General features: G+C 68.7%; 14 protein-coding genes, 1 other RNA gene and 1 pseudogene. 8 read left to right on the top strand and 8 right to left on the bottom strand.

Going from position 1 to position 25232, the window contains the following annotated elements:
- Positions 1-15 precede the first annotated feature (15 nt).
- On the bottom strand, positions 16-1302 hold the full coding sequence (locus tag DMA15_RS10405) for an MFS transporter (RefSeq protein WP_125512495.1): 1287 nt from the start codon (positions 1300-1302) through the stop codon (positions 16-18).
- Between the two features lie 277 nt (positions 1303-1579).
- On the opposite strand from DMA15_RS10405, the gene DMA15_RS10410 reads away from it, so the two are divergent.
- Together DMA15_RS10410 and DMA15_RS37410 are read left to right on the top strand one after the other, a co-directional pair.
- Positions 1580-1834 carry a helix-turn-helix transcriptional regulator gene (locus DMA15_RS10410; RefSeq protein ID WP_125512496.1) on the top strand — a complete coding sequence of 85 codons (255 nt, stop codon included), beginning with the start codon at positions 1580-1582 and terminating at the stop codon, positions 1832-1834.
- Between the two features lie 566 nt (positions 1835-2400).
- Positions 2401-2970: pseudogene (locus DMA15_RS37410) on the top strand (site-specific integrase); the annotation flags it as partial.
- Between the two features lie 147 nt (positions 2971-3117).
- On the opposite strand, the gene DMA15_RS36595 reads toward DMA15_RS37410, so the two are convergent.
- The 4 genes from DMA15_RS36595 to DMA15_RS10430 form a co-directional block, all read right to left on the bottom strand.
- A complete protein-coding gene (locus DMA15_RS36595; RefSeq protein ID WP_164551642.1) occupies positions 3118-3519 on the bottom strand; it encodes a hypothetical protein in 402 nt (133 codons plus the stop codon).
- The gene (locus DMA15_RS10420; protein WP_125512497.1) at positions 3519-10400 is read right to left on the bottom strand and encodes a polymorphic toxin-type HINT domain-containing protein; all 6882 of its coding nucleotides are present in this window, start codon (positions 10398-10400) and stop codon (positions 3519-3521) included. The genes DMA15_RS36595 and DMA15_RS10420 overlap by 1 nt, the downstream gene beginning before the upstream one ends.
- Before the next feature lie 125 nt (positions 10401-10525).
- Positions 10526-14191: a LamG-like jellyroll fold domain-containing protein gene (locus DMA15_RS10425; protein WP_240659736.1), complete on the bottom strand. Its 3666-nt coding sequence runs from the start codon at positions 14189-14191 to the stop codon at positions 10526-10528.
- A gap of 8 nt (positions 14192-14199) precedes the next feature.
- Positions 14200-15774, bottom strand: a complete 1575-nt coding sequence (locus tag DMA15_RS10430) for a VCBS repeat-containing protein (protein WP_125512498.1) — start codon at positions 15772-15774, stop codon at positions 14200-14202.
- 400 nt (positions 15775-16174) lie between these two features.
- On the opposite strand from DMA15_RS10430, the gene DMA15_RS10435 reads away from it, so the two are divergent.
- From DMA15_RS10435 to DMA15_RS10450, 4 genes are all read left to right on the top strand, one after another.
- On the top strand, positions 16175-17068 hold the full coding sequence (locus tag DMA15_RS10435) for an alpha/beta hydrolase (RefSeq protein ID WP_240659737.1): 894 nt from the start codon (positions 16175-16177) through the stop codon (positions 17066-17068).
- A gap of 85 nt (positions 17069-17153) precedes the next feature.
- Positions 17154-18938, top strand: a complete 1785-nt coding sequence (locus DMA15_RS10440; RefSeq protein WP_125512499.1) for a stealth family protein — start codon at positions 17154-17156, stop codon at positions 18936-18938.
- A 61-nt stretch (positions 18939-18999) separates the two neighbouring features.
- Positions 19000-19623, top strand: a complete 624-nt coding sequence (locus DMA15_RS10445; RefSeq protein ID WP_125512500.1) for a GNAT family N-acetyltransferase — start codon at positions 19000-19002, stop codon at positions 19621-19623.
- 110 nt (positions 19624-19733) lie between these two features.
- On the top strand, positions 19734-20282 hold the full coding sequence (locus DMA15_RS10450; protein WP_240659738.1) for a pentapeptide repeat-containing protein: 549 nt from the start codon (positions 19734-19736) through the stop codon (positions 20280-20282).
- A 58-nt stretch (positions 20283-20340) separates the two neighbouring features.
- Here DMA15_RS10450 and rnpB read toward each other — a convergent pair.
- Positions 20341-20744, bottom strand: an RNA gene (gene rnpB, locus DMA15_RS10455) — RNase P RNA component class A.
- An 80-nt stretch (positions 20745-20824) separates the two neighbouring features.
- On the opposite strand from rnpB, the gene DMA15_RS37415 reads away from it, so the two are divergent.
- Entirely contained in the window at positions 20825-21067 is a 243-nt protein-coding gene (locus DMA15_RS37415; protein WP_240659739.1) for a hypothetical protein, read from the top strand.
- A gap of 595 nt (positions 21068-21662) precedes the next feature.
- Here DMA15_RS37415 and DMA15_RS10465 read toward each other — a convergent pair.
- Both DMA15_RS10465 and DMA15_RS10470 read right to left on the bottom strand, forming a co-directional pair.
- Positions 21663-22661, bottom strand: a complete 999-nt coding sequence (locus DMA15_RS10465) for an AraC family transcriptional regulator (RefSeq protein WP_125512502.1) — start codon at positions 22659-22661, stop codon at positions 21663-21665.
- Positions 22662-22820: 159 nt separating this feature from the next.
- Positions 22821-24263 (bottom strand): RNB domain-containing ribonuclease, encoded by a 1443-nt coding sequence (locus tag DMA15_RS10470; protein WP_125512503.1) that lies wholly within the window; start codon positions 24261-24263, stop codon positions 22821-22823.
- Positions 24264-24402: 139 nt separating this feature from the next.
- Here DMA15_RS10470 and yaaA point away from each other — a divergent pair, with 139 nt between their 5' ends.
- Positions 24403-25203 carry a peroxide stress protein YaaA gene (gene yaaA, locus DMA15_RS10475; RefSeq protein ID WP_125512504.1) on the top strand — a complete coding sequence of 267 codons (801 nt, stop codon included), beginning with the start codon at positions 24403-24405 and terminating at the stop codon, positions 25201-25203.
- The last annotated feature ends 29 nt before the right edge of the window (positions 25204-25232 follow it).

Here is a 25232-nt window from a genome sequence, read left to right on the forward strand (position 1 = left end):
CGGCCTCACTCCCGGTCATCGGGCCTCGCTCTCGACGGACGGCACATGGCGTTCGGCCGCGACGGGCCCCGCCCGGCCGCCCCTACGCCCGTACCGCACGAGGACGACGAACATCCCGAGGCACAGCGCGATCGCCAACCCGTGGAGGAGCCCCACCACTTGGAGTGGTGTGAAGCGGTCCAGGAGGGCACCGCTGACCAGCATCCCCAGGCCGAACCCGGTGTTCTCGACCGAGGCGGACAGACCGAAGAGGCGCCCGCGCTGTTCGTCGGGGGCCGCCTGGAGCCTGCTGACGTAGGCGATCTCGGTGAGCCCGTCGGCCATGCCCGCCACCAGGGCGGCGGCGACGGCGACGCCGGTGGGCAGCCCGGCGAAGACCACGATGAACGCGGCCGACATCACGCACGCCCCGATCGCGAAGGCCCGCTCCCCCGGCCCCTGCCGCCCACCGCGCCCGGCCAAGCGCCCGCACAGCTGCTGCATGACGATGTTGCCGATGGCCCAGGTGGCCCAGAACTGGCTGACGAACGTGGCCGGATGGGACGGATCGAGCGCACTCGAATAGACCGGCAGGGCCACGTTGTGCGAGGACGACCCGAGCCCGTCGGCGGCCCGGACCGCGATCATCACGGCGAGGACGGGCGCGGCGCGCAGCAGAACGAGGCCGCCGAGCCGCGCACGCTTCCCCCCACGAGCCTCCCGGTCCTCCGCACTCCCCTCTCCCCCTACTCCCCCTACCCTCTTCGCAGCCTTGGTGCGAATGGGCAGGGACATCAACACACTCGCCGACACGGCGAAGGAGGCGGCGTCGAGGGAGATGGCGGCGACGTATCCGAGCTGCGCGACGACGACGCCCGCCGAGGCGAACCCGGCGATCATGGCGAGCGAACGCCCGGTGGCCAGCAGGGAGTTGGCACGGACTCGCAGCTCAGCGCCGACGATCTCGGGGATGCTGCTGCGCAGGGCGACGCCGGAGAGGGTGGAGCAGAAGCCGGTGACGACGGCGAGTACGTACAGAAGCCCCGCGCGTCCGCCCGCGGGAGCGATCAGCAGCGCTACCATGGCGACGCACTGCGTGAGATCGGCGCCGACCATCAACCTCTTGCGGTCGTACGCCGAGACCAGCCGTCCGCTCACAAAGCCGGATACGACGCTGGTCATCAGACGTACGGCCATGAAGAGCCCGGCGGCCAGGGCGCTGTCGGTCACCTCGTAGATGAAGACGTTCAGGGCGACCATGTTCAGGTAGCTGCCGTACGCCGAGACGCCGTTACCCACGACGAGCAGGCGAAAGTGCCTCAACGTTCCCCCTGGTCCGCCTCTGTGTCGCCACTCCCACGATCATCCGCGGCCGCGCTCGGCCGGGACGGCTTCACACTCACCCGCTCCGAAGCGCGCCTAAAGTCACCCAAGTTGGTGACTTGACAACACGCCACGCCTCGGCGGCTCCCGGTACGGACCAGCCCACCGGGATTCCTTTCTGTTTCCGCACGACCGTGGTTAGATCAAGGCGCGATCACACCTCGTAGAAACTCGTGGAAGCTCGCAGAAGTCGCCGCCCGTCCCTCCCGGAGGGAAGATGCCAGCAACCAGTCGCCCCCAGAGCGCACCGGCGTTATCGCACAGAGAGCGCCAGGTACTGGCGCACATCGCGGAGGGCCTCTCCCACAAGCAGGTGGCCAGGCGGCTCGGCATCAGCGTGCACACGGTCAGCACGTACCTGCGCCGCATCCGCACGAAGCGGACGGCGCCGACGGTGGCCCACCTGGTCCATCTGAGCCACACGGAGAACGCGGCGGCGTCAGCACCGACGGGCCCGCGACCGGCACCCTGAGACGCCGCCTGCTGAGAGCTACGACTCGGCGGCCTGCCGCTTACTCTCCCTGGACGTGGCGCGAGCGCCATTAGCCAGCACGAACTACGCGGCGACAGATGTGACCGGGCCAGCGCTACTTGCCTTCGCCCCTCAGCAAGATCTGAACCTTTGCCGGAAATTGCGGCTCATCCGCCATTACGGAACAGATCACGGAACCACGGAATCCCACGAATTGCATGCGGACGCGTTCGTTCGGATCGTGCAATACGAGCCACCCGGAAGGACACGGGAGCGACACCTCGAAGAGTTTCTCAGGAAGCGCCACAGGAGGAGCCGACTTCCACACCTCACATTCGAAAGGACCGTCGATAACAGCCTGAACGCCGAAGATAAGAGAACTACCCTCTCGACACCAACTGCTCGACGCCGCGTCCGTCACTGACGTCACCCTCGCTGCCCGCATCCCGCAGGATCAGGCATCCTTGCTCGATTTTCACCAGGAATGCAACCACAGGGCTATTAGCTACCATTCCTTCTGCTCTTTCCTTGTGAAAGTTGCGAGCGACGAGACTGGACGGCGGCTGGCGGACCTCAAGTCCGCCCTCGAATACGCAGTTCGCGAGGACGAGCTGCTGCGCACCGTCGGCCGGAACGCCAAGACCGCCGCGCCCCGCCCGAGATGCTTTCAGCCCCTCACCACAGTTTCGAGGCCCGGCGGTTCCGCCGAAAAATCAACGGCGATCGGCTCCACGCCCTGTACGAACTCGCCCTGCGCACCGGTCTTCGAAAGGGCGAAATTTTTGGCCTCCGCCGGGAAGACCTCGATGGAGGCACCGCCAGCATCCACCGTTCCCTCCAGCGCACCCGCAGCCAGGGCCTGACCGCCCTGCACACCAAGACCCTCGCCTCCGAACACTGCATCGCCCCCCTACCGAATGCATCAGCTCCCTCAAGACCCACCAGGAACGACAGCAGGAAGAGCGTCAGACAGCCGGAGGGGGCTGGGCGGAGAAAGGCCTCGCCTTCACCACCTCGAACTGCAGGCCGTTCGACCCCACCAACCTCACCCGCCGCCTTCGCCGCCTCCCCACAGCGCAGAACTTCGGACAATCCGCCTCCACGACCTCCGATACTCGACCGTGACCCTGCTCTTGGCCCACGTTCGGCTCCGCCTGCAACGACGGTCCCGACGTCCCGCCCACCGCAGCCGCCGTTCGCTGACGTTGCCGTCAGACACTCCAGAGGCCCCACCGGACACAAATCCGATGAGGCCTCTACTGGATTATCGGAGAGGGTTTCCGTCAGTGGCCATCAAGGATCTCTTCGACTACCGCCTTGATGGCCTCCAGCGCCGCATCATCCACTGCGAGTGGCGCTGCGAGCGTTTCAACCCAGTGGCGCATTTCGACTGCTGTCAGGTCACGCCAATGCGGATGCAGAGCGGCCCTTCTCGCAATGAGCCGCCAGCGATGCTGATGCTGCGAGAGTTGATACCAGTCAGCCTGTTTTTGCGCTCTCCCTGGCGTTGAGCTCGAACGAAACCCAGAGATCAGACCTTCGCGAAGGCGATTAAGAGCCGACGCATAGACCGGACTCCCATTGAGCACGTCCGCATCATCGGAGAGCTCGAACTTAAGCTCCATGCCAGCACGGAGCAGCATCTCCATCTGGGCAAAGTTGTCGAACTCGACCAGTTCTGACATCAGAAGGGGTTCCTTCCATGGAAGAGGACATTCCCCGCCGGGATCTTCAACGAGCCTCTCGTAATCAGCTCATTTGGCTGAGATCCCCGACCAAGCTCGACACCTTCAGACATCCGGAAGGCGAACATGTAGTCGGCCTTTCCAGCATACATTGGGTTACCGATGAAGATGTTCTGCTCGATCTCTGCCGGGCTTCCAATTTCCTGGGTCACATGGACCTTTCCGGCGGAGTTAGCACCGATTCTGAGACTGCCGTCATCGGCCAAAATCCCACCATGCCCTCCCTCGCTCGTGTAATGGAAGTAGACATTGTCGTCGAGATTATCGACAACGTTCCCGACGTCATGAGTCGCCGCGTTACCGCAGTTATGAACCAGGACCGGCGCGGCCCCCGCCAGCACATAGTACGTATGCAACTCCTCAACAGTGAGGTTGTGCACCGTAGCGCTCGGCGTCGTCCACTTCCTGACGGCAGTGATCTCCACCAGCGTGCCCGCGCCGGTGCGCAGCGCCTCGCCCGTCTTGAGGTCGCCGGCGTCGATCCACTGCCCCAACTCCGGGACCCAGAACGGATGCCCGTCCGTGGCCGTCACCGAGGCGGTCTTCGAGCCCTTCTTGCCGTCCACGTCGATCGTGACCCGGACGAGGTGCTTGGCGCCCTTGCCCTTGATCTCCGCCGTGACCGTCCTGACCTTGGTCTCACCGGTCTTCGGGTCCGTCGCCAGGACCTTGTCGCCGATGTCGACGTCCGCGATGGCCTTGGCCTTCCCGTTGGCCATCAGCACTTTGGTCTTGGGAGTGAAGCTGTTGCTCACGCAAGCCTCGGCCGCATCCGCCGCCTTGTCGCTCTTGCGCCAGCTCTTGAACGTCCCCCACAGCTGTTTGCTCAGGCTGACGAGCCGTTTGCCCAGGGCGTAGGCCTTGTCGAGGCGGTTCCAGTACTTGGCGACCAACTTGCCGACGGGACCGCCGCCGATGAGCGAGGTGACGATGTTGGCCGCCGTGGCTCCGCACGAGCCAAGCGCGCCTGTCGTGAAGCAGTCCAGCGCGTCGGTGATCCCGAGTTCGTCCGCCAGGATCTTGCCGAGCTCCTTGGCGATGGCGATCGCGCGCTGTTTCGCGGCGTCAGCCTTTGCCCGCTGCTGCCGGGCCTTGTAGACCGCCGGTGACTCGTCGGGAGCCTTGACGCCGTAGTACTTGTAGTAGGTCTTGGTGGCCTTGACCTTCCAGCCACCGTTGCTCTTCATGCTGCACTGGATGCCGGTGTAGATGCAGTCGATCGGCTTCAGGCCGTCGGGGTCCGAGAAGGTGACCGGGTTGTTGTAGCTGTAGGCGTAGCCGTTGATCTGTTGGGGTTCGGTGAAGTCGATGATGGGGTCGGCCGAGATGAAGCGGCCGGTCGAAGCGTCGTACTCACGTGCGCCCAGCGTGACCAGGCCCGAGGTCTCGTCGTTCGTCCCGCCGACGAACCCCTTGTCGTCCACCCACTTGGAGGGGTCCGCCGAGTCGGCGTCGCGGCCGGCGCCGAAGGGGTCGAGGCGGCGGCGCTGCGTCGCACCAGTGGTCGCGTCGACGGCGAGCTGGGCCGTGCCGTGGTGGTCCCCGGCCAGGAAGGTGACGCCACCGGAGTCGCGTACCGCCACGGTCTGGCCGCCGAAGGTGTAGTAGCGGGTGGCCTTGACCGTCTTGGAGGACGCGTCGAGGTGCAGCTCCATGCCGGGCAGGTAGAACGTCGTCTCGGTCGGCGACTTGCGCAGCAGGCGGGCGCCCGATGCGTCGTGGACGTAGGACGACGCGCTGCCGTCGGCGTTGGTGACCTTGGTCAGTTCGTTCTGCTTGTCCCAGGTCAGGCTCTGGGTGTCACCGTTCAGGACGCGGGTCTCGGTGTTGCCCGCGGCGTCGTACGTGTAGGTGTCCACGGAGGTGACCGCCGGCTTGGTGCCGGTCGCCGCCGTGTCCGTGGTGACCGACGTCAGCTGGTGCGGCCCCTCGCCGTTCTCCCCGTACTTGTACTTCTTCGTCGAGGTCGCCGAGCCGTCGACACCGTGGTCGGTCAGCGCGGTGCGGTTCCCGGTGGCGTCGTAGTCGTAGCTGTGCCAGTACGGCGCGGTTCCCCCGACCGTGCTCGTGGAGGGGGCCGACGCGCAGGCCGCGTCCGCCTTGCCCGTGCCGACCGCGCCGTCCGACGCCTGCGAGGACGTCCAGTCGTCGGTCGTCCGGCGCAAGCTGTCGTGGCGGAAGCACTGGGCGTCGCGGGTCCCGCCCGCCGGGTCGTCGACGATGGAGAGGACGTTGCCGCCGTCGTCGTAGGTGTATCTCGCGTCGTACGGCTCCGAAGTGGCGTCCTCCACCCTGAAGAGAGCCCTGTTGACCCGCTTGGTGCCCTGCTCGTAGTAGTAGTTCAGCCAGGTCTTCTTGTCCGCGGTCCCGCCGGTCGACAGCTGCAGCTGTTCCAGCTGGTTCGTGGGCGAGTACTTCGCCTGCGGGACGTACGTACCGCCGCCGAGCGAGGAGTTGAGCGCGGCGGGCCGCTGCAGCGAGTCGTACTGGTACGAGACGGCTTCGGCCGCCAGACCTCCCGCGGCGGGGAAGTTCTGGCCCTGCACGGTGCCGTCGTTGTTGTACTGCATCTGGAACTCGTAGGTGCCGCCCAGTTCGGGCTCGGCCGTCTTGGAGAGGTAGTACTTCGTCGAGGCGGGCTTGTAGTCGTTCCTCTCGTCGAGGAGCGGATAGGTCACCGAGGAGTGGACCGCGCCACCCTTGTACGTGTAGGTGCCGTACAGGGCGCCCTTGGCGACCGTGTCGTAGGTGGAGGCGGACAGCTTCGTGCCCGTTTCCGCGGCGCCCTGCCAGGTCGACTTCGTGCGGCCAAGCACGTCATAGACGGTCGTCGTGGTGTTCTCGCGGGAGTCGGTCACCGAGATCTGGCGGTCGAGCTCGTCGTAGCCGAACGTCGATCTGCCGCTGTCCGGGTCGACGGCCTCGATCTTGCGGCGGCGCTGGTCGAATCCGTACGTCCAGGTGTTGCCGTCGTTGTCCTTGACCTTGGACAGTTTCCCGTCGGGCGTGTAGCCGTAGGTGGTGGAGAGGTAATCCGCCGACGTGCCCGTGGGCAGCGGCTTGTCTCCCTTGTACTGGCGCAACTCGACCGTGCGGTCATCGGCGTCCGTGATGGTCGTGGTCGCGGTCTGGCCGGTCGGCGGGTCCATGTGGACGCGGTCTCCGCCGTACGTGTATGTGGTGCGGTTCTTCTCGGTGCCCGCGACCTTGAAGATCGCCGCGGTGGGGCGCCCCGCGCCGTCGAACTCCGTCACCGTCTGCGCGTCGATGTCGGCGTTGCGCGGCTCGAAGAGCGTGGCCCCGGGTGCGCCGGTCGTCCAGTACGTCTCGTTCGCCTTCACCGTGCGGCCGGAGCCGTCGTAGTACGTGTCCGCGATGAGACGGCCGCCGTCCTGGCCGTCCGTCTGCACCTGACGCGGGCGCAGCAGCCCGTCGTACAGCGTGTACTCGCTGCCGTAGGTGGTGCCGCTGTTCTCCACCCGCTGGGTGCGGACATAGTTGGGGCCGGTGGTCCGGATGCCGTACGAATACTTGATCGACGGGGAGAAGGCGTCCGCCTTGGGGCGGTCGGGGAGCCATACCGAGGTCAGCCGGCCCAGGCCGTCGTAGGCGAGTTCGGTGCGCTTGCCGTTCACGTCGATCTGCGCGAGCGGGGCGCCCCATTGCGGGGCGTACTCCGTCTTGTTGGTCCAGCCCAGCGCGTTCGTCTCGGTCTTGGCCGACGCGAGGCCGTTCGTGTCGGTGTACTCGATGGTCTTCGCCGTGCCGGCCGCGTCGGTGACCCGCACCGGGCGCCCGAACTGGTCGTACTTGCTCGTGGAGACCGTCTGGTACGTGCCGACGGTGCCGTTGTGCGACGCGAGCCGCTTGACCGTGGTCGCGTTGCCCAGGCTGGGTGCGGCGCCGTGGGTCGTGGCGTCGTCGTACAGGGTCTGATCGTCGGCGAGTACGTGCTTGGAGCGGTCCGGGGCGGTGGCGCAGTCGACGCTCACCGTCTCCACCCGGGAGACGTAGGCGTACATGTGTTTGGTGACATTGTCGGCGTACTCGGTGCGGGTGCACTGGTTGTCGGAGACGCCGAGTTCACCCAGGTCATTGGTGCGGGTGACGCGTCCGGTCTCGTCGTCGTAGCTGGTCACCGAGGCCGACTGGCGCCATCCGCCGACCGCGAGGGCCTCGTAGGTGTCCGTGCGTTGGGGCCGGACGAACCGGGCCTCACGGGTGCCCCAGTCCTTGACGCGGGTAGCGGTGACCTTGGTCCAGGGCGTGTTGATCGACTTCGAGACGACCTTGTCACCGTTGTACGTGGTCGTCTCCAGCTCGAAGCCGGACTTCCAATCGGAGTCGGTGTGCTCGGTCCCGGTGGAGTCCTTCACCGGGACCGACCTGGTGCCTCCGTCGGGGTCACTGTCCCCGTCCAGCCCTCGGAGGAAGACGTGTTCGGTCTTGGTGTTGGAGGCGCTCTCGGTGCCGTCGGAGGTCGTCACCCGGACCTTGCCGTAGCCCCGCCAGTCGCTCCAGGTCAGATACTCGGACTTGGTCAGGCCGTCGGCCTTGGCCTTCCGCCAGCCCGCGTCACCGAGGTAGCTGTAGGAGGTGATCTGGTCCGCGCCGTTGCCGACCAGGTCCTTCTCCACCACCGACGAGACGGCGTACTTGTGGAACCACTCGGTGACGGGGTCCTTGATGCCCGGCGGGTTCCACTTGACCGGGTAGCAGCGGACGGTGGACTTGCCGGGGGCGGGATGGTCCGCCGAGGTGCACTGGGTGTCGGCGTAGTTGACCGAGAGCACGCCGCCGGATTCGCTCTGCACCGCCGACATGCGGAAGCGGATGAAGGGCTGGATGTTGTCACCGGCGACGTCGACGCGGTTGGCGAGCTGCTTGCCGTAGAGCTTCACCGAGGGGACGGACTCGTCGGTGCCCACCCGGCCGGTGTGGTCGATGGACTTCAGCCACAGCGACTTGGAACCGTCACCGTTGTCGGTGAAGTCGTGCGCCAGTGTCCAGGAGTCGACGTCCGAGAACGTGTCGGCGCCCGTGCGGATCTGGGTCGTGATCGACTTGAGCTGCTTGCGGGTCCAGAACGTCGGCGAGTTCTGACCGGTGCACTTGGTGTTGACCTTGCAGTTGCTGTCCCACGGCACGTCCGGCCAGTCGGCCGCGGTGGAGTCGGTCAGCGCTCCGGTGGAGCAGTCCGTCAGGTCGCCGATGCACCGCTCGCCGGTGGTGAAGACGATGCGTGCGGAGGGCTTGGTGGCGTACACCTTGTCGGCGCGCTGGCCGTAGTCGACGCGCTTGAGGTATCCGCCGCGCGTGTAGGCCTTGCCGTTCTCGCCGGTCTTCAGGCCCTGCGTGTAGTAGTTCGTCTCCTTCGAGTAGTAGTACGACATGGAGTTGCCGTGCGGGTCGATGACGTGGTCGAGGTTCCAGCGCCAGGCCTGCGCGCAGTGGGCGTTCGCGAAGGTCGCGTCGTAGCAGGGCTCCCCGGAGTCGTCACCGTAGACCGGGACGGTCCAGGTGGAGTTGGTCGACTCGTCGCCGGAGGCGTACCCAGTCATCCGGTTCAGACCGAAGAAGTACTGGGTGCCGTCGTCGTCGGTGACCTTCCAGTGCTCACCGCTGTTGTCGCCGTTCGTGGCCCCTGAGAGCTTTTCGACCTTGCTGAAGTCATCGGAACTGACCCGCCACTCGCCGGTCTTGTCGTCCTTGATCAGCTCCCCTGACGAGCCGCCCGCCAGGGAGATCGTGGCGTTGTCGCCGCCCCAGCACTGGTCGCCGAAGGTGTCGCTCTGGCCGTCGTCGGCGCATGGCTTGTAGCGGCGCTCGATGTAGCCCGGCTCATAGGAGAAGCCCTGGCCGATCCATGAGCCCTGGTTGTTGGTGGCCGCTGTCTGGCCGTCGACGGACTGTGAGGTGTAGCCGAGGGAGACCGAGGGGGAGAGCGCACCCGGCACGGGCGGGGCCGTGATCGGATACGACCAGTTGAAGGCACCCGAGGAGTTCGAGACGCTCCACTGCGAGGACGCCTGCAAAGGCGTGGCGCCGAAGTCTCCCTGATCGCCGGAGGCGCCGGCCGTCGCGGCGAACACGGTGACTCCGGCGGGCGCGTCGGCCGCGCGCTCCTTGCGGCCCTGCCCGGCCGCGGGGCCGGTGTCCGCCGCCGCGGAGACCGTCGCGGTCAGCGTCTGCTTCGCCGTGTCGTTTCCGCTCTCGAGCGGCTTGGGCGTGGAGCAGGACTTCTTCCGCGGAGTCGTCAGTACGCAGGAGGGGTACTCGACCAGCCGCAGTCGGGAGCCGTAGCTTCCGCCGTAGGCGCCGGCGAAGTCCGCGTAGTCCAGGCCGACCTCGACCGGCGTGGAACGCTTGACTCCGTCGGTCCGGGCGACCGTCATCAGCGGGGCCTCGACCCCGGCGGCCTCGGACTTCTCGCGCCCCAGCACCGCCACCCGCACGGAAGCCGGTCCGGCCTTGCCGGCATGGGCCACCTTGAGCGGCAGCCCCTCGGCCCGAGCAGGTCTCCTGTCCTTGGCCAGGTCCACGTTGTCCGCGGCCGCCTTCGGCCACCGGGGGGTGTCGGCGGACTTCACCGCGGCACGGCGGGCCGCGTCCGTCTTGCCGTACGTCCTGGCCTTGACGTTCCTGCCGTCAACGGGGTCGTCGAGGTTCGTCTGGGTGGCGGGGCGGGAGAGTCCGCCGTCCTTGGCGGTGGCATCGGGGACGTATTGCGGCAGCAGGCCGACGGCCAGGGCGATACCGAGCCCCAGCGCCGTGCTCCTGGCAGCCGGTATTCGCCACCGTGACCGGAAGGGCGAGCGCATGGCAGCTCCGTAGGAAGAGTCAGAGATTTGTCGACAGCAGAAAGGAAGTACGGGAGGTACGGGGTGGGCGCTCCGCCGCCGGTCCTCACGACCCGCGCCGCGGAGCACCCACCCGCGTCAGACCGTCACGTGACGGTCTCTTCGATGCTCGAACCGGCCGGCAGAACGGCCACCGTGGGTACGGCACTCGCGTCCAGCGCGCCCCGGAACATCCGCAGTTCGTCGACGACGCCGTCGAAGAAGCCGGATGCCGTGGTACCCGTCAGGACCCTGCCGACCTGAAGGGACGCGGTCGTGAAGTCCCACGTGTTGTCCCAGGGCACCTGCCCTGCGAGCGTGCCGTTGACGTAGAGCAGCGCGTCCCCGAAGACCGCCGAGTAGACCAGCGCCAGGTGATCGCCGTCGCCCTCACTGCTCGGCACCGCGCCCTGCGCGTTGACGGCCGACGCCCTCGCACCGGTGGCGTCCTTGTCCGTGACGACGAGCTGCCAGCGATTCGCCGAGGCCAGATACCGCACCGTCAGCGCACTCCCCTTGGTTCCCGCCAGTGACAGGACCGTCTGGTCCTTCGTCGACCCGGTGGTCGCCAGTCGGGCGCGCGCCGTCAGCGTGAAGCTGTCCTCCTTGGCCAGCAGCCCGGCCGCGCGGGTCGCATGGGCGCCTGTGCCGTTCAGTCTCAAGTGGCCGTCGCCCCAGACCGGTTCCGCGGGCGGCACGCACTCCGGGTCCGCCTGCGGATCGCAGGACTCGTCCGGCACATAGATCGTGGCGCCGCCGCCCAGCTTCAGGCCGGTGCCTCCGGCTTCTTCGGGAGAGACGCCGCTGGTCTCCGCGTCCACCTGCCAGTAGGCGAGCTGCCGCGCGGAGATACCGCCCAGTGCCTCACCCTCGGCCTCCGGCACCACGCGGTCGTAGACCTTGACGTCGGCGACGCTGCCCTTGAAGTGGGCGGTGTAGCCGTCCAGGGAGAGCTTGCGTCCGATCTGCAGGCCGCCGGTCGCGTTCCACTTCGTCCGGCGCTTCTGCACGTCCCGCTCGATCAGGTCACCGTTGACGAACAGGCTCATGGTGCCGAGTTCATCGTCGTAGACGCCGATGAGATGGGTCCAGCTGCCGGGTATGGCCGTGGCCCCCGACACCTTCCACGACCCCATGTTCTCCATGTCGTTCATCGGTGTGCGGAACGTCCACGACCGGGTGTCCACGTCGTATCCGAGATCGAATCCCGGTGCCGCCGTCCCGTCCTGACTGACGACGCTCACGTCGTCCTTCGGCCGCTCGGGCAGGTTCACCCAGGCACTCACCGAGAACGTCCCGCTCGTGTCGACCGCGGGCTCGCCCGCGTCGAGATAGGCCTTCTCCGAACCGTCGAGCGACGCGGCGGTGTCCGTGGGCCCCAGCGGGCCCTCCGAGCCGAAGGTCACGCCGGAGCCGGCGGTCGCCGCGGGCGCGCCGCTCATGCCCGCCGCCGCCGTGGACCCCTTGGCGTCGCCGAGCGTCCATCCCGCGGCGGGAGCGCGCCCGTCACTGACGAGGAAGACGTGCGCGGTGGGTGTCTTCTGCGCGTTGCCGGCACCGTCGATCGCCTTGGCCTCCAGGGACAGAGGCCCCTCGTCCGGCGGCATCCAGCGCACCATGGCGGGGCCGCCCGGGCCGTTGGAGTCGACGGTCACCCAGCTTCCCCCGGTGAACCGGTACTTGTACTGGGCCACGTCCGGCGACGGCGAGTCGATGATGAAGAGGCCGTAGTCCCCCACACCCGCGTGCCAGGCGTCGTCGTCCGGATACTGGAACGACTTGACCGCGGGGGCCTTGGGAGCCGTGGCGTCGTAGATGAACTCACAGCGGGTGCCGTTGCCCGCCAGGCTCCACGGGCCCCACGACTCGCCGTCCGAGCCGCGCACCGCCCAGCCGACGGTCACGTTCTGCGGGATGCTGTAACTCGCGTCGTCCTCGTCGGAGGACAGATTCGTGCCGACCGTGTACGAGAACGACGCGCCACCCGTCTGGCCGCTCTTCGAGGCGTCGACCGTGCTCTGTTTCGCCGTGGTCGAGTAGTGGTCGTACGTCTTCCCGCCGACCGTCCAGAACACATGGAACTCGGCGCGCAGAGTCTCGGAGTTGCTGCCGGTGTCGCCGTGGTCGTAGTCCTTGAGGAACGCCTTCAGCTTCGGCGCGTCGGAGACGTAGTGCTCCTCGGCGCTGCCGTACTCACACGAACCACCCGGAGTCATCTTCAGGTCGTCCATGGTCGGCTGCAGCGGCGGACGGTTGTAGGTGACCTCCAGTTGGGCGTTGCCACAGAAGCGCTTCCAGTACGCGTAGCTTCCCTCGTCCTCCGCCTTGAGGCGGAAGGTCGTGGTGTCCCAGCCGCTGCTCGCCGCCTTCTGGACCGTGCCGCTCACGTTGAATCGGACGTTCTGGTTGGTCGACGTGCACGAACCGGCCGGGTTGGTCGGCGACTTCGTGGTGATGGCGTCCTTCAGCGAAGGCTGGTTGCCCCAGTTGGTCTTGGAGCTGATCGCGCTCGCGCCCCCTGAGTTGACGCGCCCGAGCTGAACAGCCTTACCGGCCTCGCTGTAGGTGTGCACCATCGTCACCGCGAACTCCGCGGAGACGATGTCCTTGTCCTCGAACGCCCCCGTGGGGAGTGCGAAGAACTGCCGCTTGACGTCGCTGCCGCTGGTGCAGCGGTAGGAGACGTCCGCCGGGCAGCGCCCGACGCCCTCGTCGTCGTCGAACTTCCAGAACTCCGAGGAGGAGTGGTACGAGGAGACCATGGTCCAACCGGTCCGGTTGGCCGTCTTGTACACCGGGTCGATGTAGACGGGGTAGACCGTGTCGTCGCCCTTGAGCAGCTCGGCGTCGGGCCGCAGTGTCACGGAGTCCGCGTCGGCGGCCACCGTGACATCGGAGACCTGAGCGCCCTCCGGCGGGGTGACCGCACTGTCCGTCCCGGTCCCGTCCGCGGTCGACGCGGATGGGGTGTCCTTCCGCGCGGATCCGACGGTGTGGCTGGAGTCCCACATCATCGGTTGCGGCGCCTCGAAGACCCTGCCGCCACCGCCATCGGCCACGGCTTCCAGTCCGCCGCCGTCCGTCTCCTCAAGCGTGACGGAGTCGGTGTCCAGGGCGAGTTCGAGTTCGGCCAGGCCGGGATGGTCCGCGGCCTTCGCGTTCTTGACGACCAGGACGTGGGAGAAGCCCTCGGCGTCGGCGGTGACCTTGAGGTCGACGCCTTCGAACACGTCGGGGTACGTGGCGGTGGGGCCGGTGACCTTCGGCCGGGGCAGCTTGTGCGGCCAGCCGAGGGAGAGCGACCGTCCGTCCTTGTCGATCTCGGCGAACGTCGTGTCACCGCCACCGGAGAACGACATGGCCGACAGTGCGGCCTTCGGCGCGTAGCTGCCATCGGCCTGTTCGACGAGATCGGTGTCGATGTCCCTCCACTTCCCGCCCTTGCGGGTGCGGATGGGCTGGACGTGCTCGGTGGTGGTGAAGGTGCCGTCCGGATTGGCGAAGGTGGTGCTGCGTTCGTCCCGAAGGGCCGACACCTCCACCTTCTCGCCGGACTCGGCGGCCGCGACCCGGGCCTCGGACGCGCCTCTGGCCGCGGGTGGTTCCCTGTCCGCGGCGGCGGCCGGCCGGGGGTCGCCTCCGAGGCCGACGGGTCCGAGCCCGAGCCCGGAGGCGAGGAGCGCGGTCAGCGTGACGGCGATCATGGCGGCCCGGCGTCCCGGACGGGCGCCGGTCGCGAGACGGTTCATGGTGGTCTGCTTCTCTCTGGCCATGTCGCCGGTCACCCGACCACGCCGAAGGAGGTTCCCGCGTCAGGGATCCCGCCCGTGCCCGGCTTGAGGGTGGTGGTCCCCGTGGTGGTGGAACCGGTGAGGTTCGCCCACGGGATGACGTAGAGCACTCCCTTGGGAGTCTCCGCCGCCTTGCTGTAGGGCACTCCCACGTAGAGGTTGACGCCGCCCGAGGTCAGACTTGTGCCGGTGTAGTCGCGCGCCGTTGCCGTACCGGGCAGGACGCTGCCGCTCGCGGCCCGTGTGATGATCTTGTCGTTCGCGCCGATCGAGCTGTCCAGGGGCCGCAGGATGTGCACGGCACCGGCGTCCTTGACATCCTTTACGTCACGGCCGGGGACGCCCACGGCCAGCCGGATGGTGGCGTCGCTGCTCACCGCAGAGGTGTCCGTGTTGGTGAGGGCCACGCGCTGGCCGAAGAAGTCTCCCTCGGTGGGGAAGCCTTCGACCCCGTCCGTCGCGGCGTCGACCGAGGCGAGTTGCGTGTAGGCGCCGGACGGCTTGATCCGGAGTACGGTCACGGCCCCCGAGTTGGTCACCGAGCCGACGGCCTCACCCGGAGTGCCGATCGCCAGGAGTGCCTCCGAGTTGTACGTCTGGTCGGCGGGGCGGAAGTTCGTCATGTCGATCGACGTGCCGAACTGGTCGTTCGACTCGGCCGTTCCGTCCAGCCCCTCGCCCGACGCTCCCTGGTCGAGACCGACCAGGGGCGTGGGCGCACCGCCCGTGAGGGTGTGGTTGAAGACCGTCACCGCTCCGGCGAACGGGGTGTCGGTGCCGATGGTCTCGCCCGGGGACCCGACCGCGAAGTACCGGTTCGTGCCCGTCAGCGAGTAGCCGAAGCGGTCATGGGCCTCGACGATTCCGGGGACGCCCGGGTCGTCCTCGTTGGCGGTCGACTTGTTCGTGCCCTGCATGTAGTGGATGCAGCCGGCGTCGGCGAACTCCTTGCCACCGCTGGTGATGTTCTCCCCGGGAGCCCCGATGACCAGGTAGGGGGCGCCGGTCGAGGTGGTGCCCGACTGCAAGGCGAAGCCGAAGCGGTCATACTCCTCCGTCACCGTGCCCGGGTCGAACTGGGTCTGCGTGTAACTCTCGACCGGCGAACCGGCACCGATGCCGGCGGGGGTGCCGTGGATGACGTAGACCGCACCGGCGTCGCGCAGGTCGGTGCCGTCCTTCGTCACGTCCTCGTACGGCGCGCCGACCACGAGATCGGTGCAGCCGTCGCCGTTGGCGTCATGGGCCGCGCGTGCGGCGCCGAACTGGTCGCCACGCTCAGGAACCGCGTTCATGCCAGTGGTCGCCTGCGAGATCTCGAAGACGCCCTTGCCGTCACCGAGCACCACACGTACCAGGCCCGCCCGCACCGCGTCCGCCACAGTCGCGTTCGGATCGGCGACGACTGTGTCCGTGACGCCGTCACCGTTGAAATCTGTCGCGGTTCCCCCGGTACAACCGGCGGCGGCCACGGCCTGCTGCCCCTGTGGACCCGGCCCCCCTGCCACCACGAAGACTGCGATAGCCACCGCCACCAGCCCGGCCCCGCTCATGCGCCTACGCATGAGTCATCCCCCCACCCCTCCATATGTCGTTTTCGACCCCGCCAATGCATGCAGATTGAAACTTCAATTCCCTATCCACACACCGGCACGGCGGGCGCAAACGTAATTGCTTAGGCGGCTCTTATGTCAAGCCCATGTCCGTTTTATGGCAGAAAAATGATTCCAAGCCCTCGCAAGGAAATCGTTTGGCGCTTTTTTGTGAGGTTTCAGGCAAGTCGGACAGAAGTGAGGTCACTTGCTTGACGAGAAGTCAGTCTCGGCTTCATAGTTTCTTCACCTCGAACACGCGGATCGTTCGGGATGCCGAAACGCTGCTCCACGGAGAGTCGCGCCCCCGAGTGAACAAATCGGCACATCAGAGGCATATACCGGTGCCGGGCGCGAGCGGAGAGAAGGTTTCGTGAAGCGGCTCTTGGTGTGCCTCGCGACGTGCATGGCCCTGGTCGTCGGCTTCCTGAACCTGGAGTCACGAGAGAGCGTGGCGGCCGAGCGCAGCGAATCCACGTACTCGTACGGCTCACACGCAAGGCAGAAACTGGACGCTTTTTGGAACGCGTCGAACTCCAAGCGCCCGGGAATCGTCATTCTCCACGGCGGGTACTGGTACGAGGATTCCGGCTGGGCGACCTGGTCCCGGCACTTCGCCGACAAGGGATTGGCCGTATTCTCGGTCGACTATCGGCTGAATTTTGACGCCGCCTGGCCCGCACAGCGCAATGACGCCATTTCGGCCATCGAATGGATCAAGTCGAACGCGGCGAAGTTCGACCTCGATCCGGAGCGCATCGTGGTCCTCGGCTCCTCGGCGGGCGGTCAGATAGCGACCTCACTCGCCACTTATGGCGCGGGCGGCGACCGCGTCAAGGGCGTCGTCGCGCTCTCTCCCGTCGCCTCGCCCTACCGGGCCTGGAACGACGGCAACCACGACGGCAGCACGGCCAAGGAACGCAAGGTCCGCGACAACGCCGCCATCCTCGCCCGCTGCTTCCCCGACCCGGCCGACACGGACACCTCGCTCCACCCGAGCTGCTGGGACACCTGGAAGGACATGGTCGTCAAGAACCGCGCGTCCGGCGCGGACGACGCCCCCATGTACCTCATCCACTCGGAGAGCGACTTCGTTCCCGTCGAGCACTCCCTCGACCTCGAAACGGCCGAGGAAGTCGGCCACGACATGCCGACGGACGGCGTCACCGTCGAGACGGTCGCGGACAGCAGCGCGCACGGCGGCGGTCTCCTCGACACCGCGGGCATGCCGGAGAAGGTACTCGCCTGGATCAAGGCCCGCGCCTGACGCGGTTTCAGAAGTAGCACGCGGCACCGACAGACGACGATGGATCCCGAGGTCCCGGCCCGGGTCGGCCCAGGTAGGAACCAGCATGCCCTTACGTACGAAGAGACTCACCGCCCGCCTGCTCCCCACCCGTCTCCGCGAGGAACGGGCCCGGGAAAGCAAGGCGGCCCAGGTCGCGGCGGCGGAAGAAGCGCGGCGGAAGAAGATCGCGGCGGCGGAAGAAGCGCGGCGGAAGAAGATCGCGGCACGCAGGGCCGCCCTCCTCGCGTCGGATCCCGGCATCCGGGAGGTCCGCTTCGAAGGACGCACGTACTACGGGCGTACCGTCGATCACTTCACGGCCGCGGGCGCCTCGGCCCACAACCTGGACCTCGTGGTCAGCGCCCTGGAGCGCGCGGGCATCGACTACTTCCTGGTGCCCGGACGCTCGCACACCCGCCATGTCGTCGCGATGCTTCTCGCCGACCGCAAGAGGCTCTTGGACGAACTGCGTGCGACGTACGGGAGCACCGCGCTGTACGCGCTGAAGCCGGGCACCGCTCCCCTGCCTTCCGATGCGGTGCTGTACGCGGACGGTTCACTGCCCACCGCGATGAAACGGCAGGACGTCATCCGCTTCGGGGAGATCCTGCTCGGTCCGTCCGGCCGGGTGCTCGCCGGCCTGTCCTACGGGTGTGACGTCGAGTTCTGGCGGGACGGCAGCCAACTGCTCGACGACGAGGGGGCGGCCGAACGCCTCGACACCCTGCGTACGCAGGCGCCGCCCGCCGTGCTCCATGATGCGCTTGTCGCCCCTCGCCCGAACGCCGTGACCGACACGCTGCCCCTCCAGGCCCGGGAGCCCGCCCGCCGCACCATCGCGGGTCGCGACCATCCCACGTACGAGGCGTTCTCCCACCCCCGCGTCGACTCCGTGGACTTCCCCGTCGACCTCGTCTACACCTGGGTGGACGGCGCGGACCCCGAACTGCGGGCCCGCCGCGACCTCTACCGGGGGGACGCGCGCACGGCCCGCATCCACGCCCGTGAGACCGGTGCCTCGCGCTACACCAGCCGCGACGAACTCAAGTACTCCTTGCGTTCGGTCGAGATGTACGCGCCGTTCGTCCGGAACATCTTCGTCGTGACCGACGGGCAGACCCCTGCCTGGCTGGACACGAGCGTGCCGGGTGTTCAGGTCGTGGACCACAAGGAGATCTTCACCGACCCCGCGGTGCTCCCCGTCTTCAACTCACACGCCATCGAGACCCAGCTCCACCACATACCGGGCCTCTCGGAGCATTACCTCTACCTCAACGACGACTTCTTCCATGCCGGTCCTGTCACCGCGGGACACTTCTTCCACGGCAATGGCATCGCCAAGCTCCCCTTCTCCTCCTTCCAGCTCGGCCTGGGCGCGCCGCACCCCGACGAACCGGCCCCCAACTCGGCCGGCAAGAACGTGCGGAGGCTTCTCCTCGATACCGGCGGACGCCTGACGGTGAGCAAGTTCAAGCACGCCCCGCAGCCCCAGCTCCGGTCCGTGATGGCGGAGTTGGAGCAGCTGTTCGCGGAGGAGGTGACGCGTACGAGCCGCTCCCGCTTCCGCTCCGTCGCGGACATCGCGATGACCACGGCCCTGCACCACCACCACGCGTACCTCACCGGCAGAGCCGTACCCGGCAGATACAGACAGCGCTACATCGACATCGGCAAGGAGGGCCTGCGGGAGGCCCTCGCGGAGCTGGGTCCCGGGCACAAGTACGACTTCCTCTGCCTCAACGACGTCAACACGCGGGAGGCCGACCAGGAAAGAGTCACGGCCGAGCTGCGGGCGTTCCTCGACTCCTGCTTCCCCTTCCCCAGCCGGTGGGAGCGGTCGGCGGAGTAGGCGAGGTCGCTGCTGGTCGCTGCTTGAGTCTCCCGTACCGAGAGAGGCGAGGATGAGTGCCATGAACGTCTCCGACACCCCGCCCTCTCTGCCGCGCCCCTCCCTCGTACTTCACGCGGACGCCACCCCCACCGCCCCGGCCCTGACCCTCCGCGCCTGGCGTGAGGAGGATGTCGCCGCGCTGGTCGAGGGCCACCGCGGCGCCCCCGCCGACCTCCCCGCGGCGGCCTCAGCCGTGGGGAACGAGGCCGAGGGGCGGCACTGGATCAGTGTGCAGCGGGAGGGGTGGGCCACCGGCTCCCGGTACGCCTTCGCCGTACTGGAGACCCGTCCTGACGGATCCGAGGGCCCCCTGCTGGGCCACGTGGCCCTGAAGGACGCCGCGCCGGGTCGGCCGGTGGCCGAGGTCGGCTACTGGACGGCGGTCCGGGCCCGCGGCCGCGGCGTCGCGCCCAGTGCCCTGGAGACCCTGACCACCTGGGCCTTCACCACCTTCGGCCCCACGGGCCTGACCCACCTGGAACTCCTCCACCAGGTGACCAACCCGGCCTCATGCCGCGTCGCCGAAAAAACGGCCTACCCCTTCACCGAGACCCTCCCGCCCTGGCCCCCCATGTACCCGGCCGAGGGCCACCGCCATGTGCGTTACGCCGACGCCTCGGCGCCCGTAATCGGGACACCGTGAGGGGAATGCCGCATGGGGCATGCCGTAGAGACGCATTTGATATCCCTGGAAATTGGGCCCCCCGCGCGTTCCCGTCAGACGCGCAGGCTGCGGCGCGACTTCGAGAATGGATGGAGGGAGGGGGCAGGGGAGGCCTCGACGCCATCGGCCTCGATCTGAGCGATTCGGACCTGTCCGGCGGTGATTTCTCCGGGTCCTGGCTCACCGATGCGAAGCTGGTCAACTCCAAGCTGGCCGGCGCGGACTTGTACCGGTCGGATGCCGAAGGCGCCGATTTCACCGGAGCCGATCTGACCAGGGCGTCTCTGGTCCGCGTCACCCTCGACGACTCCTGTCTCCGTGAGGCGAAACTCGATGAAGCGGATCTCGTCAAGGCATCGCTCTGCGACGTCGACGCCTCGGGCGCTTCGTTTCGCGGCACACGCTTCATGGGCGCCTCACTGCTTGACGTCGACCTCAGGGGCTCCGACTTGTCCGGTGCGATCCTCCAAGAGAACTCTTTCAAGGTGACGCTGGACAGCAACACGGAACTGCGGGGACTCACAGGGACCCTTTTCGGCCCGGCCCAGCTGATCGACCTGGGTGTCACGCGCGAACTCGCTGGCGCTGACTTGGAGCAATGGCTCCGAACGAGAGGTGGCGATATTTCCGTGCTCTGAAGTCGGAACACGTCGGCCGCCCTCAAAGCCGTGCCCGGAGCGAGCAGCTCTGGGGCGGCAGACGAGTCGGGCTGTACGCCGGGTTCTGTGCCGCGGGTCCTCGCGGACGTCGCGGCGACGGCCATCCATCTAGGGCCGGCATTGCTGCCGGCCTCGTGCGGTCTACCCGCGGACTCGGGCGGGCAGCCCTCGGTCGTCCGCGCAGAGACGCCGGGGCGTCTCCTTTTGACCTTGCTCCAGGTGGGGTTTACCTAGCTGCCCAGGTCACCCTGGGCACTGGTGGTCTCTTACACCACCGTTTCACCCTTACCCGGCGCCGAAGCACCGGGCGGTCTGTTTTCTGTGGCACTGTCCCGCGGGTCACCCCGGGTGGCCGTTAGCCACCACCTTGCCCTGTGGAGCCCGGACGTTCCTCGGGAAGCGCCCCCTGAGGGGTCTTCACGCGGCCGTCCGCCCGGCTCGTCTGCCGTGCCGACCATGTTACCCGCCGGGTCCCCGAGGTCGGCGCCGCCGTCGCCAGGAAGGAGCCCGCCAGGATCAGGGTGAAGGCCGCGAGGACGTCCGCCGTCAACGGCTCGTCGAGGAAGGTGACGCCTGCCGCCACCGCCACGGCCGGATTGACGTACGTGAACACGACCGCCCGCGTCGGGCCCGCCTCCCGGATCAGTTCGAGGAAGATCACGAAGGCTAGTGCCGTGCAGATGACGCCCAGGCCCGCAAGGGACGCCAGCGTCTTGTTGTCCGGCATCGTCTGCGGCCACGTGGCCGCCGCCGCGGGCGCGTAGACGAGGGCCGCCAGGACCAGGCAGGGCGCGATCAGCTGGAGCGTGGGGACCTCGCGGAGGTGGCGGGCCGCTATGAGCGGGGCTATCGCGTAGCCGAGCGCCGTGAGCATGACCTCGGTGAGGGACCACGCGTCGCCGCCCCTCAGATGCGGCACGGTCAGCACCGCGACGCCCGCCAGGCCGAGACCGAGGCCGGTGAGCCTGCGCGGGCCGAGGCGTTCCGTGTCGCCGAAGAAGCGGGCGAGGAGGGCGCCGATGATCGGCACGGCGGCGATGAGCAGCCCGGCCGTGGAGCTGGAGATGCGGCGCTCGGCGTCGGTGAGGGTCCACCACGGGCCGAGGATCTCCACGCAGGCGAAGGCCAGCATGGGGCGCCAGTGCGTCTTCAGTACGCGGGGCAGTCCGCCCTGTCGTACGGCGAAGGGCAGCAGGAGTGCCGCGCCGAGCGCGCAGCGCGTGAAGACCACCATCGACGGGGACAGGTCGCTGTCCACCGCCACTTTGATCATGAAGTACGGGATGCCCCACAGGACACCCATCAGCGAGAAGAGGAACCAGCCGCGTGCCGTCATGCGGGCAGTTTCGGCCGTACCGGCTACGGATGTCTTGAACGTTGTTGCGGGTGCGGTACGACGCTTCTGCGGTATGCCGCCGGGGTCACCCCGAGCACCCTGCGGAACCACCGGGTGAGGTGCGCCTGGTCGGCGAAGCCCACCAGGGAGGCCGCCTCCGCGGGGCGCAGGCCCGCCTCCAGGTGCGCGCGGGCCCGCTTGACCCGGTGCTGGGCGAGCCAGGCGTAGGGCGGCATCCCCGTCGACGTACGGAAGGCGCGCAGGAGCTGGTAGCGGGAGAGGCCGAGCGGGGCGGCGAGTTCGGCGAGGGAGGGCGGGGCGAGGAGTTCGTCGGCGAGGCGGTCGCGGACGGCGCGGGTGATGTGGTCGGCGCCGGGGACGTGGTCGGTGAGCGGGCGGACGCCGCCGTGTCTGCGGGCGAGCGCGGTGAGCAGCCAGGGGAGGCGGGACTCGGCCTCCAGCGGGTCGGTGTGGGCGGTCAGTTGGGTGTGAGTGGTCAGCTCCACGCGGGCGGTCAGCTCCACGCGGGCGGTCGGCTCGGCGTGGGCGGTCCGGTCGGCGTGGGCGCCCAGGTCCGTGTGGGCCGCCCGCAGGGCCGCCGCCAGCTCGGGGTCGTGGACCACCGGGTCCGGGAAGTGCGGCAGCGTCGCGGTGGCCTCGGCGAGGAGGGACGGCGCGGGGTACATGGCGCGGTAGGCGTAGCCGCCGGTCGCGCCCGGGCCGCCGGTGTGCACCTCTCCGGGGGCGAGGATGACGATGGTGCCGGGCCCGACGTGCAGCCGTCCGCCCCGGTAGTCGATGATCTCGGTCCCGCCGACGCAGACGCCGACGGTGAACTCCTCGTGGTAGTGCGGGGCATAGCGGTGCCGGTCGAAACGGGCGGTCAGCAGATCGAGGCTCTCACCACCCGGCCCGAGGGGTGCCCTCGCCCACAGCGCCTGCTCACGGGGACGCCCCGCCCCCTCACGCGGCCGCCCCGCCCGCTCACGCAGGCGCCCCGCCTCTTCCGCCCCGCCGTCCATGCGCAACCCGCTCCCCCGTGCCGCCCCGCGCGGACCGGTGCCCGCGTGGCCTCTTGAGCGAGGCCTGGTAGTACGGGCAACGTCCGCATCCCCTTCTTCCATGCCGCACCGCCGCACGGCCCGGGCCCCGCCCCAACCCCAGCCCCTGCCCCTCCCCCCTCACGCCGGCGTGAACCGCACCTTCGCCGTCCCCGGGTCCGCCCCCGTGAGGCGGACCCGCAGACGCTCCCCCAGCGGCAGTTCCGCGGAGCCGCCCTCGACGCGGGCCACGATCGCCGGAGTGGTCAACTGCACGGTGCCCACGGCCGGTTCACGCTCCTTCACGTCCACCACCACCGCGTCGAAGATTTCCCCCACCCGGTCCTTGAGCAGGGCCGCCTCGACGATGTCCACGCACTCCCGTTCCACCGTGTTGCCGCGCCGGGTGCCGTCCGCCATCTCCTTGGGCAGCTCGCCCAGGGCGGCGAGCACCCACTGGGGGACGCCCGCGCCCGCGCACGCGGCGAGGCAGAGTTCGGAGGCGTAGCGGTCGACGAGGCGGCGCAGAGGAGCCGTGCAGTGGGCGTAGGGGGCGGCGACCGCGGCGTGCAGGGTGTGCTCGGGGATCTCGCCGCCGCTGAACGCCGTGTACCCCGCGCCGCGCAGCAGCGTCGTGCACTCCTGGAGGAAGGCGGCGTGGTGCGAGCGCCGGGGGTCGAGGGAGCGTACGAGTTCCGCGTACGGGACGTGGTGCGGCCAGTCGATGTGCAGCGCCTTCGCGGTACGGCGCAGGCGGCCGACGGCGCCGTCGGGGGCGGTCGGCAGGGTGCGCAGGATGCCCGTACCCGAGTCGATCATGAGCTGGGCGGCGGCCATGCCGGTGAGCAGGGAGATCTGGGCGTTCCAGCCGTCGGCGGGGCGGGGGGCGCGGTAGGCGAGTTCGTACGTGCCGTCGCGCTCCACGATCTCCTGCTCGGGCACGTTGAGGGAGATGCCGCCGCGCTCGACCTCCAGGCGCTCGCGCAGCGTCCCGATCTCCCGCAGCAGCGCGACCGGCTCCTCCGCCGTGCCGTCGTCGATGGCGCGCTGGACGCCCTCGTAGTCGAGCTTGGCCCGGCTGCGTACGAGGGCGCGGTGCACGTCGGTGCGTTCGGTGCGGCCGTCCTCGTCGAGGTCGAGCGTCCACAGGACCGCCGGGCAGCTCTGGCCCGGCAGCAGGCTCGCGGCGCCCTCGCTCAGGGCCGGGGGGTGCAGCGGGACCTTCTCGTCGGGGAAGTAGAGGGTGGTGACGCGGCGGTGGGCCTCGGCGTCGAGCGGGCCGCCGGGCGTGACGTACGCGGCGACGTCGGCGATCGCGTACCGCACCCGGAAGCCGCCGCCCTCGCGCCGCGCCAGGTGCATGGCCTGGTCGAGGTCGACGGAGGTGGGCGGGTCGATCGTGAAGAGGGGGATGTCCGTGGCGTCCCGGTCCGGAAGCCGGGGCGAGGCGGCGGCGCGTTCCGCCTCCGCGAGGACGTCGGCGGGAAAGGCGTCGGGCACGTCGAGTGCCGTACGCAGTTCACGCAGCGCGGCCCGCAACGGAGCCTCCGCTGCGCCGGTCACATGGAGGTGGCGGCGGGGCATGCCCCGAGCGTAGGGCTCCGCGCACGGCTCGGCACCCGGTAGTGCCGCCCCGCCCCGTGGGGCCGGCGGCCGCTTCCGCCCCCGTAACCTCTTGGGCGGGGGCCGCACCCCTCCCTCGTACCGCCTAAGGAGTCCGATCGTGCTCGTCCTGTTGCCGCCGTCCGAAGGCAAGGCCTCGTCCGGGGGCGGGGCACCGCTCAAGCCCGAGAGTCTGTCGCTGCCGGGGCTCACCGAGGCGCGGCAGGCGGTCCTCGACGAGCTGGTCGAGCTGTGTGCCGCCGACGAGGAGAAGGCGCGGGGCGTGCTCGGCCTGAGCGAGGGGCTGCGCGGCGAGGTCGCCAAGAACGCCGAGCTGCGCACGGCGGGCGCGCGGCCCGCCGGGGAGATCTATACGGGGGTCCTGTACGACGCCCTGGACCTGGCCTCGCTCGACGCCGCCGCCAAGCGCCGCGCCGCCCGCTCGCTGCTGGTCTTCTCCGGGCTGTGGGGTGCCGTCGGCGTCAGCGACAAGATCCCTTCCTACCGCTGCTCGATGGGCGTGAAGCTGCCGGGCCTCGGCGCGCTCGGCGCGTACTGGCGTACGCCGATGGCCTCCGTCATGCCGGAGGCGGCGGGCGAGGGGCTCGTCCTGGACCTGCGGTCGTCGGCGTACGCGGCGGCGTGGAAGCCGAAGGGTGAGGTGGCCGGCCGGACGGCGACCGTGCGGGTGCTGCACGCGCAGCTGGTCGACGGCGTCGAGAAGCGGTCCGTGGTCTCGCACTTCAACAAGGCGACGAAGGGGCGGATCGTACGTTCCCTGCTGGCCACGGGCGTCCAGCCGAAGGACCCCGCCGAACTGGTCGAGGCCCTGCGGGACCTGGGCCACGCGGTGGAGGCGGAACCTCCCACGAAGCCGGGGAAGCCGTGGGCGCTGGATGTGGTGGTGCGGGAGATCCACTGAGGGTTTGAGTTTGGCTCGTTGCAGCATGC

Source organism: Streptomyces sp. WAC 01529 (genome assembly GCF_003945545.1).
In the GTDB taxonomy this organism is placed as follows: Bacteria; Actinomycetota; Actinomycetes; order Streptomycetales; family Streptomycetaceae; genus Streptomyces; species Streptomyces anatolicus.